Source organism: Boudabousia liubingyangii (genome assembly GCF_001907245.1).
In the GTDB taxonomy this organism is placed as follows: Bacteria; Actinomycetota; Actinomycetes; order Actinomycetales; family Actinomycetaceae; genus Boudabousia; species Boudabousia liubingyangii.
In genome coordinates, this window is record NZ_MQSU01000003.1 from 374368 (window position 1) to 385882 (window position 11515).

Consider the following 11515-nt stretch of genomic DNA (forward strand, 5'->3'; position numbering starts at 1 on the left):
GAAAAGGAAATCAAACGATCTCCAAACATACGACCCAATGAAAGGTAGAGTGAATCATGGGATGGATTATTTCCGGCAGCGTGATTGGCGTACTGCTACTACTGCTGATCCTGTTCGTGATTGTCAGCTACAACAACTTCGTAAAGACCCGCGAACTACGCAACAACGCTAAGAGTCAGATCGCCGTCCAGATGGAAACCCGCTGGGACGCGCTCACCTCCCTGATCCAGGCCACCAAACAGTACGCAGACTACGAAAGTAAAGTCCTAACCGACGTTGTCGAAGCCCGCGCCTCCGTAGGCCGCAACTCTGGCGTTCAGGAACTACAAAAAGACGAAAACATCTTCACCGGCGCACTAAGCAAGATCATGGCCGTAGCCGAAAACTACCCCCAGCTAAAGGCCAGTGGCGTCTACCAGCAGACCATGACCCAGGTAGCCGAATACGAAGAAAACATTCGTATGGCTCGTATGGTCTTCAACGACACCACCACCAAGTTTAACCGCATGGTAGTAGTCTTCCCGACCTCCATTGTGGCCTCAATGTTCGGCTTCAAGAGCGAAGAATACTTCCAAGTATCTGAAGGTAAGGCTGCCGCCCCCGGCTGGAACTGACCTTTACGGTCCGAACTTACACTTCGACCGCAACCCACCCCTCGACTGGAGCAAAACCATGAACGGGAAGCTAAAAGCAACCCTGCTCTCAATCCTGATGGTGCTGATCCCCTTCCTGGGGATCACACCACAGGCTCAAGCAACCGAATTCGACAGCCAGGAAATCGTCGTCGACATTGACGAAAATGGCGACGCGCACTTCACCGAAACCTGGCAGGTCGATGACGATAGAGGAACCGAACGCTTCATCAGCTTCGGTAACCTACTGGAAAACCAAGAAATCGCCGACTTCCACGTCGAAGAAAACGGCACCCTCTTCCAAACCGTACCCAACTGGGACTCTAAAGACTCCCGCGAAGAAAAAGCCGGGAAATCAGGTATCCAGGTAAATAAAAAGGGCGACACGGAGCTCTGCTGGGGAATCGGTGAATACGGCCCCCACACCTACAAAGTCACCTACACGGTACGGAACCTAGTAGTAAACCTCCCAGATGCCCAAGCCATCAACTGGCGGTTCATTCAAACTGGAATCACTGACGGCCCAAAGAACCTGCGAGTCATTATCCGCTCGCCCCTGTTCAACGCCGACAATGTCACCGAACCCCTGAACTTCGGTAACGAGGGAAGTTTCGTTTACGAAAACGACCAACTGGAATACCAACTGAACTCCCAGTTCGACACCGACCTAGGTCTGGCCCTCATGGCCAAGATCGAACCCGGAACTTTCAGCACAAACGCGCAAGACAGCAAAACCTACCAAGAGCTAGTGGATATCTCTAAGGAAGGGGCTAGGTCAGCCGTGGACGACTCCTTCTGGGGACGCTGGAAGGGCTGGATCATCGGTGCACTAATCCTAATCCCAACCCTGATACTGGCCCTAGGTGGGGCACTGTTAGCCGTAGTTGGAACCAGCAAGGAAAAGCGCCTGCGGAACCAGTTCCTAGACGATCCTAGCTTCACCGCGGCCGCTTCGAACTATGGTCGCCCGCCGGTATTCCAGCTGGATCGGCTATTCTCACTGGCTAAGAACGCCAATAGTGACCTGCATAAGGACATGCGGCAAAACCTGCTTAGTGCCTACATCGTTAAGTGGGTGCTGGACGGACGCATTCGCCAGGTCCACATTGGGGACACCATGTTCGGTAACGCCAAATACGGCCTGCAGATCACCGATCGTGACAGCAGCACTATCGCGGACCGCTACGAACGCTCGGCCTTCTTCATCCTGCTGGAAGCAGCCGGGGATAACGACCTGCTGGAACCCAAGGAAATGAAACGACACCTAGGTTCCAAGACCGGCTTCCAAGAATGGGATGACCTACTAGAGGACCTGAAGGAATACGGTGACCGCCTGACCAAGTCCGAAGGCCTAGTCGAGGTCGTAAAAACCAAGGCCCTATTCTTCCCCATGAAGGTCACTAGGGTTAACCAGGCCGGCGCCATGGAGCTAGCCAAGATGAGGGGCTTTAAGAACTATCTTGAAACCTTCACAATCATTGATGAAAGAGAAATCAATGAGGTTGGCCTGTGGAAGTACTACCTGATCTATGCGGCCCTCTTCGGTTGCGCGGATCGAGTCTACGCCCAGCTCAAGCGCCTAGTACCGAACTTCAGCCAGATCGTTGCCCCTGATGAGCAAACCTTCCACTTCGCAATGGCAGTGGGCGCTGCGGGTCAGTCCGGCTACAGTTCAATGGCCTCGTCGAGTTCCGGTTCTACCGGTTTCGTCGGTGGCGGTGGCGGTTCGTACGGTTCCAGCTCTTCTGGCGGCGGCGTCCGCTAGAGCGAAACCAAGAACTGTACCATCACGATCTTGACCACAATCGCCAAGGCGAACAGGGTGGCGTAACCGGTTTCGATACGCTCATCATCCTCGACGCTCAGGGCGAAGGACAGGATTGCCGGCTGGCCCACCAGGCCAGCTAGGCCGCCAGCGGCGCGCTGGACGCTCAAGCCAATGAATCGTGAACCTACCACTAGGACGATCGCGTTCACGACAATGATTAGAGCTGCCAGTGCGCCCACGGCCACGCCCGTCATAGAGAAGGCGGAAGCCGCAAAATCCGGGCCAGAGGCCAAGCCAATCGCCGCTAGGAAGAACAGCAGACCCAGCTGGCGGATGGTCTGGTTAGCGGCATGAGGCAGTCCCCAAACGAAGGGGCCGGTGCGTCCTACCCAGCCTAGTATCATGCCAATGATTAGCGGTCCGGCCGCCACCCCCAGTTTCAGGTGAATACCCGGGCCTAGCGGGATCGGAATCGCACCCACGGCCAAACCCAGGGCCATACCTAGGCCGACGGTAAAAGCGTCAATGGTGGCAATGGACTTTTCGGAATCCCCGAAGAAAGTAGCCGCTTCCTCCAGCTTATCTGAGGGCACTACCGCAAGGACGCGGTCGCCCAACTCGAGGACAAAATCATCTAACGCTAGAATGTCGCGGTCTGCGCGCTTAACGCGGGTGATCACGCCGTTAAAGCGCCCAGGCATGTCGATTTCGCTGATTGTCCGACCAGCAACATTCTGGGAGGACACGGTTAGGCGACGGAAATCCACCTTGGTGCGGTCTTTGGCTAAGCAGGTGGAGTGGGAACTACCCAGGTCGGCGCGGGCGGCCTCGACGGCCTTGGGGCTACCAACTACGACTACGCGGTCGCGGGGGAAGAGCTGGTCGTTGGGGTGAATCACGCGGGTTTCTCCGTCGCGTTCAAGGTAAGAGAGGCGGACTTCGTTGCGGGCAAAGCCCGGTAGGTCGTGCACGTAGATGGGCTTGAGGACCTCAATGGTGGTTGCGGTCAGGCCGGCAGCGCCCGCGGCCGGTGCGTCGTTATGGGCTGGCCAGGTACGTCCCCAAGGGGTGCGTAGTAGAAGCGCAATAATCACGATCGCGGTGGCTACACCCACCGGGTAGGCCAGGGCGTAGCCGATGGCCGGCTGAGTATTCCCGGCCGCCTCAATAGCAGCGTCGAGGACGGGTGAGGTGAGTGAGCCCGCAAAGGCACCTGCGTCCATGGCGGGGGTGATTCCGGCTAGGTGCGACCAGGCAGCGCCCGCCAAACCTGAGATCACCAGCGCGGCCACGCACAGCAGCATGATGGGCAGTTGCTTCTTTAAGTTGCGGAAGAACGTGGCGCCGGCACCGATCCCGACGGTGTAGCAGAAGAGCGCTAGTCCCAGGGAGCGCAGCATGGTCATGGGTGCCCCTAGGCGTGGATCCAGTGCGCCTACGGCTAGTCCGACGAATAGGGCGCCGGCGGCACCGAAGCGGATGGGGCCAATGGGGATCTGGCCGAAGGCGGTGCCTAGGCCGATGACTAGAAACATGGTCAGCAGGGGAGCGCTGACTAGGAATTCAATGATTGCGTGCACCGGTCTAGGTTAGTACTTTCGTTTGCGGGTGGCTTGTTAGATGAGTGTGGTCTTGGCGTCGCAGGCTGGAGATTATGGCTTTTCGGTGCGGGCTTGGCTCGTGGGGGAAAGCTCTTGACTGTATACCCCCGGGGGTATATGTTAGTGTTGTAAGTCATCTTTTGGACCCGTACTTTAAGGACCGCAAATGAACACCGAAAAACCACGCGAAGTTGTGATTATTGGAGGCGTCGCCGGGGGCATGTCCGCCGCTACCCGACTACGCCGCCTAGACGAGGACGCTAAGATCACCATCCTCGAAAAAGGACAGCACGTTTCCTTCGCTAACTGTGGCCTACCGTATTACGCGGGCGGGGTCATTGAAGAACGTGACAGCCTACTACTGCAAACCCCCGAATCGCTAAAGTCCCGCTTCAATCTGGACGTGCTGGTGAATCATGAGGCCGTGGCCATTGACCGCCAGGCTCAAAGCGTGCTGGCTCAAACCCCAGAGGGTACGAAGACTTTCCACTACGATCAACTGATTTTGGCCCCGGGGGCTCGCCCCTTCGTGCCACCTATGCCCGGCATTGAACGCGCCTTGACCCTACGCAATGTCAGCGACGTGGATGCGATGGTGGAGGCCATTGAAACGAAGCCGGAAACCGCCGCGATCCTGGGTGGCGGCTTCATTGGTCTGGAATTGGCAGAGAACCTCCATGCGCGCGGGATTGACGTGACGATCGTCGAGGCAGCACCCCATATTTTGGCCCCGCTGGATGAGGAAATGGCCGCGATTGTCGAAAATCACCTGATTGATCAGGGCGTCAAGATCATCACTAACGATCAGGCGGTTGAGGTTTCTGAGACCGATGTGGTTTTGAAGTCGGGCCGTCAGGTCCCGGCACAGTTGGTAGTGGCCGCGGTGGGTGTCCGCCCAGAGAGTGGCATTGCCCAGCAGGCCGGCATTGAAACGGATCAGCGTGGCGGCATCATTGTTGATGCCCAGCAGCGCACCAGTGACCCGAATATTTTTGCCGTGGGTGACGCGGTGGTTAAGCGTGACCGGATTGATGGTTCCCCGGTTCATATCCCCTTGGCAAATAGTGCGAACCGTGACGGGCGGACGGTGGCTGACATTATTGTGGGCTTGGATTCGCCTTTCGAGGGTGCTGAGCGTCGCGAAACTGCAGGCGTCCTTGGTACCGCGGTAGTGGGCGTGATGGGCTTGACCGTGGCGGCCACCGGCTGGAATGAGCGTAAGGCTAGGGCTGCCGGTAAGGAAGTGGCCGTGATTCACACGCACCCGTTCAACCACGCTACCTACTACCCGGGGGCAGAGAAGTTAGCTTTGAAACTGGTTTATGATCCCCAGTCTTTGAAGATCCTGGGTGCCCAGGCGATTGGTGGTGCGGGTGCGGATAAGCGCATTGACGTGATTGCCACGGCGATCGCTGGCGGCCTGACCGCCCCGGATCTGGCTGGTATTGACTTGGCATATGCCCCGCAGTTTGGTTCCGCTAAGGATCCGGTGACCATGTTGGGCTTTGTCGCTGACAATATTGCTACTGGTTTGACTAAGAGTGTGGATGTGAAGGATCTGCCGCAGTGCATGGATTCTGGTCAGGCAGTGCTGGATGTGCGTACGGAAGCTGAGTTCCGTCGCGGAAATATCCCAGGCGCGATTAATATTCCGCTGGATGATTTGCGTGGCCGGATTGATGAGGTCCGCCAGCTGGCAGAGGGTAAGGAAGTGATTGTCCACTGTGCCGTGGGCGTGCGTGGCCATACGGCGGTGCAGATTTTGCAGGCTAATGGCATTGACGCCGCGAACCTTGATGGTGGCTATACTTCTTGGTCAGCTTTGCAGCGTAAGCGAGAACGCGAATCCTGAGCTTTTCATAGTTAAATCTCCTGAGGTGCTGGGCGGGAACTAAGCATTTTGTATAGTTCCCGCCCGGGTCTGTTAATTGCGTTAAAGCTTCAAGGATTTACGAGTGCAAAAATAGACAGATTGAAAAATCCCCTTAGGATAGTGGGCGTGAAAAAACCTGCATACGCTTCCGCCGGATCGCGTTTTTATCCCGTGATCCTAACTGTCATGACCGTTGTCGTGATTCTTTCTAATATTGCTGCCACCAAGGGTGTCCAACTAGGTTGGTTCATCACTGATGGTGGTTTCTTCCTGTTCCCACTGGCCTACATTTGCGGTGATATCACCACTGAGGTCTACGGCTTTAAAGCCGCCCGAAAAGGCATCCTAGTTGGCTTTGTCATGTCATTTTTGGCTGTGGTTTGCTTTGAGATCGTGATCCTGCTGCCTGGCTTCACCGATGACTGGTCGGTTCAGCATGATGCCGCCATGGAAATGGTCCTTGGGCCGGTTTGGCAGATCGTCGTTGCCGGTCTTCTGGGTTTCTTAGGGGGACAGCTAACTAACTCTTTCATTATGGTTCGAGGCAAAGCCCGCAACTACGAAAAGCGCCTGATTGCCCGACTTATGTCCTCTACGGGTGTGGGGGAAATCGTTGATACCGTGATCTTTTGTTCAATTGCCGCAAGTGTGATCGGCATCCAGACGTTCCAAGATTTCGTTAAGTACACCGTGTTTGGGGCCGGATGGAAAATCATTGCCCAGTACGCGGTAATTCCCATTACCACTCAGGTCATCAAGTACATCAAACAGCATGAACCTTCCTACGAGGACGCTCAGGCAATTTCCGCCTAGTCTTCAAAAATTTATCCCCTAGTTAAGTGGTGTTTTAACCACCTAGCTAGGGGATATTGTCTTTATAGGAGCCTTATTTTAGGCGGCCACCATTCTCATAGTACCGACCCAAGAACTCATCCCGGAACGCCTCAAAACGACCCTCAATCATGGACAGACGAATCTGCTCCACCAAGTTCACCGTCCAGTACTCATTGTGGATCGTAGCCAAAGTAGAAGCCAGCATTTCCTTCGCCTTAAATAGGTGATGCAGGTAAGCGCGCGTGTAGTTCTGACACGTGTAGCACTCACATCCTTCTTCCAAGGGACGGAAATCCCGCTTATGCACAGCACGGTTCACGTTATAGCGACCTCGGTTCGTGTAAATAGCCGCATTACGGGCCACCCGGGACGGATTCACGCAGTCGAAAGTATCCGCACCCATCTCACAAGCCGCAAACAGGTCATCGGGCTCTGAAATCCCCAGCAGGTGACGGGGCTTATTTTGCGGCAACTCCTGCGCACACCAGCCCACAATCTCACCCAGGCGCTGCTTCTCAATGGCACCGCCCAAACCAAAACCATCAAACTGCTGGCCATCGATGGACATCTCTGACAGGTCCTGGCAAGCCTTCCGGCGTAGATCCTCATACTGGGCACCCTGAATCACCCCAAACAGGGCCTGATACGGGCGGTGCTCACGCTCAATCGACAGGCGGCGGTGTTCACGCAAACAACGCTGCGCCCACAACCGGGTGCGCTCCAAAGAAGACTCCTGGTAACTGCGCGTGTGCGCCAAGGTGGTCAGCTCATCAAAAGCAAACATAATATCGGCACCCAACTGGTGCTGAATCTGCAAGGAAACCTCAGGGGTAAAACGGTGCTTCGAACCATCCAAGGGGGAAGTAAACCAAACCCCATCATCATCCACATGGGCACGACGAGTCTTACCCTCAGCAATCACATCATCAGATTGCATGCCGGTAGTATCCATAGCCAGGACCTTCTTAAAGCCCGAGCCCAAACTCATCACCTGGAAACCACCCGAATCAGTGAAGGTCGGACCCTGCCAGTTCATAAACTGACCCAGCCCGCCAGCCTCGTCCAAAATTTCTGGACCCGGCTGCAAGTAAAGGTGGAACGCATTCGCCAAGGTGGCCTGCGCACCCAAGTCGCGAATCGAATCGGGCAATACCGCCTTCACGGTTGCCTTCGTGCCCACCACAATAAAAGCGGGAGTCTGAATATCACCGTGCGGAGTATGAATGACGCCGGTACGACCCAGGCCGTTAGGAAGCTGACTGGTGACTTCAAAACTAAAATCACCCTGCTGTGGGAGCGGATCCGGGTCACTCTGCGGAAGCGGCTGCGGCGGGGGAGTCATAGCCTCCAGCGCGCGGCGTTCGCGGCGACGGCTACGCTTAGAACGTTTCACGGTTGCGTCCGGGCCTGCTGCCGGTACTTCAAGGTTTGAATCAGTCGCTTCGGTGGTCATAAAAGTCCTTAAACAGTTAACAAAACTAGGCCCAATTAAACCGCGAAACCCAAGAAAAACACAAACCTAAGCGAACAAAGCGCGCCAGGATCACACTCTGCTGGCCGGGCACTAGCCCTCAAGAAGACTAGACTAGAAACAGCTGGGTTTTGCATTCGCAAGCCACAGCAACACAAACTTATAGAGAGGAAACTACGCTTATGCATCCGGCGTTAAAGAGCTTTTGGCGAGTCATCAACGAAGACCTAGCACACCTCAAAAACGACCTGCGATCCTCTCACGGCTTCAAAGAAAAAGCCCCCATCTACGCGGGTATCGCCGCCAAAGCCCTAGTCACGCTAATCTTCTGCGTCCTGTTCGTCATCGGCTTCGTCACCGTCCTAGGACCAGATAACGCGATCGTTGGTGTGGTGGTCCTGCTAAGCGTCCTCACCTTCCAAAAGGTGCACTTCGGCTACTCCAGTGGCCAAGGCGCCCTGGCCCTCTTCTTCATCTTCATCCTCTTCGCGGCCGTCCCACCCGCCGCCCAATACCTGACCGGACTGGGAGGCTGGCCCGCCCTAGGCGGTTTCGCCCTGCTAGCCGCAACTCTGATGCTCATCTTGATTCTAGGCTGCGACCGCGTCGAGTTCCAAAACCACATCGTCCTAGTACTAAGCTTCCTACTGCTCTACGGTTACCCCGCCCCACGCGCCGCCCAACCGGCCCGCATTGCCGGCCTACTACTAGGTGGCGCCTGGGCGGCCTCGATCCTGTACCGCAAAAACCAGCACAATACTTCCACCCGCGGCCTGGGCGCCGTCTTCAGCGATTTTGACCCCCGCACCAAAGCGGACGAATGGAAACTAAAACTGGCGATCCTAGTGCCCCTAGCCATGTGGTGCGGCACCCTGGTGGGCCTAGAGCGCGTCATGTGGATCGGCATTGCCGCCATGTCTGTACTTTCCCCCTACGAGCACCTACGCCTAGGCAAAATGTTCGAACGAATCCTAGGGACCATCCTGGGCTCGATCCTGTTCTACGGGCTCACCCTCATCCCCGGCATGACCCCCACCCTGGTGGGCCTAAGCGGCGGCTTCCTAGTGGGTCTAACCACCAGTTACCGCTACCAGACCATCTTCAACTCCCTTGGTGCGCTCAGTGTAGCCATGCTGCTCATGGGCCCCACCAGCTCCATTACCGCGCGCATCCTAGATAACGCCTTTGGCATTATTTTCGTGCTGATTGTGGTCTTCATTATCGACCAGGTGGCCGACTACCTACAGCGCACTTTTGGCAACAAAAATAAGCCCGCCGAGGACGCTTAATAAGCTTCTTCGCGCCTACTTGGGTTGGTGCCGAGTCGGGCTTAGGGTGGGTAGGTTGCCGCCGAATTGGGTTATTCGCCTAGGGGAGCGAGGCCAGCAGGTCCTGCCAACCCTCAGTGCGGGCCCGCTTACCACCATCCACAATCAGCCCATGCAGTTTGGCCTGCTGCGCGGTATCAAAACCTGCCAAGTCCACGTGGTGCTGCAAGGCTTGCCGAGCGCCCTCGTAAGACTTAGGGACGTCATAGCCGGCCGCATCAAGCATGCGCCGCGCGTAAGTATCAAAAATGAAAACCGGGCGCTGGTACACGTAAAGCAGCAGATCATCCGCGGTCTCCGGACCCACCCCGGCCACCGAAAGCAGGGACTTGCGTAGCTCCGGTGTGGGCAGATCAGCGGCATTCGGGTTAGCTAGGACCCACTTGCACAGGTTCTTCAAATACTTAGCTTTAGCGTTGAAATACCCGGCGGGGCGGATCAGTTCAACCAGCTGCTCAGTCGAGCAATCTAGAAGCGCCTGCGGGTCCATCAAGTTTTCGGATTTAAGGTTCGCCAGCGCGTACTCAACATTCGTCCAAGCCGTATTCTGCGTCAAAATCGCGCCCACCATAATCTCAAAATCAGACTCCCCGGGCCACCACACCTCCATGGGCACGCGAGCTTCGAGGCGCGTAAAAATCTCCCTAAAGGGCAGGGGCATTGGTCGAAGTGAGACCATTTTTGGTACGAGCTATGACGGAAGCAAGCGAGTTCAGTGAGAATAGGAAAGGAACGATTCCCAACCCCAAAACCACGAATCCTAGCCCTAGTTGAATAGGACGGTTTGCGATCGCTAAAGCTTTGGATTGGGTGCGAGTTTGCCACGCAACGATATCCAAGTTTACTTTTTGAATTGCATTAGCTGAAGTCGCTACCGTGTGTTCAGTATCTGAGGCTGCCTGTTGAATTCCGGTATAGGCGTCTCCACCATAGAAAGCATGTTGACTCTCAGGTTCAATCACTGTTTGAGAAATCCTACTGACTGGTGAGTCGTCAACTTCCTCGGCAGAGAAAATCATGACTGAACCAACCACGCTGGCGATCAACCAAACTGAAGAAAGCACAATGGTCAAAATGTTTAGTAGTGGAAGCTTTGCCTTAGGAGCATCTACAGCAACCGGATCGCTGTCTACATCCGCGGCAAAACTCCCATTGCTACCAACGGTTGGGGGGACAGTTTGGTAGCCGGTTTCTGGCTCCGATAGAGCGGCCTGAGTGCCGATAACAGCGGTATTCGTAAGTTCAGGGTTTGTCTGATTTTGGTTTTCTTCCATTGATCGTCCTAAAGTCACTAAAACTGTACGAACACATAGATTAGAGCAGACTTACAAAAAGTAATATAGACGACCAATAAATGAAACCATTTTGAAATGAAACCCGAGCTAGCCGCGGTTAACTAGCTTCCAAGCCAGCGGGGACAAGCCCGCAGCAATCGCAGTCTTCAACAGGTCACCAGGGATGAAGGGCACTAGCCCCACCTGCAGTAGCGTGCCCAAGGACAGGGTCTTACCGGCGTAAGCCAGTGCCGCCCACAGGTAGGTCAAACCAAAAACATACAGCACCACGCTGGCCCCAAAATACAGGGCAAAAGCGGTGGGTAGCTGACGATCCCAGCCGCGTTCGGCACCCACCCCGACCAGAGCAGCAACGAATACGAAACCCAGGATGAACCCAAAAGAGGGCTTCAATAGGGCAGCCGGTCCGCCCGTAAAGTTCGCAAACCACGGCACCCCAGCAAGGCCCAACACCAAGTAGGTAGCTAGCGAGGTCGCACCCCGCTTCGCCCCCAAAGCGGCACCCACCAGCAGAACACCCAAGGTCTGGCCAGTGACCGGCACGGGACCAATCGGGATGCTCAACTGCGCTAGGGCGCCCACCAGCAGGGCGCCACCTAGAACCAACAGTACGTCACGGGCAACCCCGCTTAGGCGGCCAAGGTTAAGCGCCTCAGCGAACACGGCCGGTTTCAGGGACTGGGAAGTTTTATTAATGGTCATGGTTTTTCTTT

General features: G+C 55.7%; 10 protein-coding genes. 5 read left to right on the forward strand and 5 right to left on the reverse strand.

Going from position 1 to position 11515, the window contains the following annotated elements:
* Positions 1 to 56 precede the first annotated feature (56 nt).
* Both BSR28_RS06400 and BSR28_RS06405 read left to right on the forward strand, forming a co-directional pair.
* A complete protein-coding gene (locus tag BSR28_RS06400) occupies positions 57 to 614 on the forward strand; it encodes a LemA family protein (protein ID WP_073709260.1) in 558 nt (185 codons plus the stop codon).
* Positions 615 to 672: 58 nt separating this feature from the next.
* A complete protein-coding gene (locus tag BSR28_RS06405; RefSeq protein ID WP_073713671.1) occupies positions 673 to 2397 on the forward strand; it encodes a DUF2207 family protein in 1725 nt (574 codons plus the stop codon).
* On the opposite strand, the gene BSR28_RS06410 is transcribed toward BSR28_RS06405, so the two are convergent.
* Complete coding sequence (locus BSR28_RS06410; protein WP_073713744.1) at positions 2394 to 3935, reverse strand: aspartate:alanine exchanger family transporter; 1542 nt, start codon at positions 3933 to 3935, stop codon at positions 2394 to 2396. The genes BSR28_RS06405 and BSR28_RS06410 overlap by 4 nt on opposite strands.
* 232 nt (positions 3936 to 4167) lie before the next feature.
* Here BSR28_RS06410 and BSR28_RS06415 point away from each other — a divergent pair, with 232 nt between their 5' ends.
* Together BSR28_RS06415 and BSR28_RS06420 are read left to right on the forward strand one after the other, a co-directional pair.
* Positions 4168 to 5853 (forward strand): FAD-dependent oxidoreductase, encoded by a 1686-nt coding sequence (locus tag BSR28_RS06415; protein ID WP_073713672.1) that lies wholly within the window; start codon positions 4168 to 4170, stop codon positions 5851 to 5853.
* A 147-nt stretch (positions 5854 to 6000) separates the two neighbouring features.
* Positions 6001 to 6687, forward strand: a complete 687-nt coding sequence (locus BSR28_RS06420) for a queuosine precursor transporter (protein WP_233120622.1) — start codon at positions 6001 to 6003, stop codon at positions 6685 to 6687.
* Positions 6688 to 6760: 73 nt separating this feature from the next.
* Here the strand turns inward: BSR28_RS06420 and tgt are convergent, their stop codons facing one another.
* The gene (gene tgt, locus BSR28_RS06425) at positions 6761 to 8050 is read right to left on the reverse strand and encodes a tRNA guanosine(34) transglycosylase Tgt (protein WP_073709382.1); all 1290 of its coding nucleotides are present in this window, start codon (positions 8048 to 8050) and stop codon (positions 6761 to 6763) included.
* Between the two features lie 311 nt (positions 8051 to 8361).
* On the opposite strand from tgt, the gene BSR28_RS06430 reads away from it, so the two are divergent.
* Positions 8362 to 9468, forward strand: a complete 1107-nt coding sequence (locus BSR28_RS06430; protein ID WP_073709257.1) for an FUSC family protein — start codon at positions 8362 to 8364, stop codon at positions 9466 to 9468.
* 79 nt (positions 9469 to 9547) lie between these two features.
* Here BSR28_RS06430 and BSR28_RS06435 read toward each other — a convergent pair whose 3' ends face one another.
* The 3 genes from BSR28_RS06435 to BSR28_RS06445 all read right to left on the reverse strand — a co-directional run bounded on the left by BSR28_RS06435 (position 9548) and on the right by BSR28_RS06445 (position 11504).
* A complete protein-coding gene (locus BSR28_RS06435) occupies positions 9548 to 10168 on the reverse strand; it encodes an endonuclease III domain-containing protein (protein WP_083563136.1) in 621 nt (206 codons plus the stop codon).
* Positions 10152 to 10781, reverse strand: a complete 630-nt coding sequence (locus BSR28_RS06440; protein ID WP_073713674.1) for a hypothetical protein — start codon at positions 10779 to 10781, stop codon at positions 10152 to 10154. Before BSR28_RS06440 ends, BSR28_RS06435 begins: the two co-directional genes overlap by 17 nt.
* Positions 10782 to 10889: 108 nt before the next feature.
* Positions 10890 to 11504, reverse strand: coding sequence for a biotin transporter BioY (locus tag BSR28_RS06445; RefSeq protein WP_073713675.1), 615 nt, complete (start codon positions 11502 to 11504; stop codon positions 10890 to 10892).
* Between the last annotated feature and the right edge of the window lie 11 nt (positions 11505 to 11515).

Excerpts from the sequence above, each read along its gene's own strand:
- BSR28_RS06415 (WP_073713672.1), top strand. The coding sequence starts at position 4,168 with ATGAACACCGAAAAACCACGCGAAGTTGTGATTATTGGAGGCGTCGCC.
- tgt (WP_073709382.1), bottom strand. The coding sequence starts at position 8,050 with ATGACTCCCCCGCCGCAGCCGCTTCCGCAGAGTGACCCGGATCCGCTC.
- BSR28_RS06430 (WP_073709257.1), top strand. The coding sequence starts at position 8,362 with ATGCATCCGGCGTTAAAGAGCTTTTGGCGAGTCATCAACGAAGACCTA.
- BSR28_RS06440 (WP_073713674.1), bottom strand. The coding sequence starts at position 10,781 with ATGGAAGAAAACCAAAATCAGACAAACCCTGAACTTACGAATACCGCT.
- BSR28_RS06435 (WP_083563136.1), bottom strand. The coding sequence starts at position 10,168 with ATGCCCCTGCCCTTTAGGGAGATTTTTACGCGCCTCGAAGCTCGCGTG.
- BSR28_RS06400 (WP_073709260.1), top strand. The coding sequence starts at position 57 with ATGGGATGGATTATTTCCGGCAGCGTGATTGGCGTACTGCTACTACTG.
- BSR28_RS06410 (WP_073713744.1), bottom strand. The coding sequence starts at position 3,935 with ATGTTTCTAGTCATCGGCCTAGGCACCGCCTTCGGCCAGATCCCCATT.
- BSR28_RS06405 (WP_073713671.1), top strand. The coding sequence starts at position 673 with ATGAACGGGAAGCTAAAAGCAACCCTGCTCTCAATCCTGATGGTGCTG.
- BSR28_RS06445 (WP_073713675.1), bottom strand. The coding sequence starts at position 11,504 with ATGACCATTAATAAAACTTCCCAGTCCCTGAAACCGGCCGTGTTCGCT.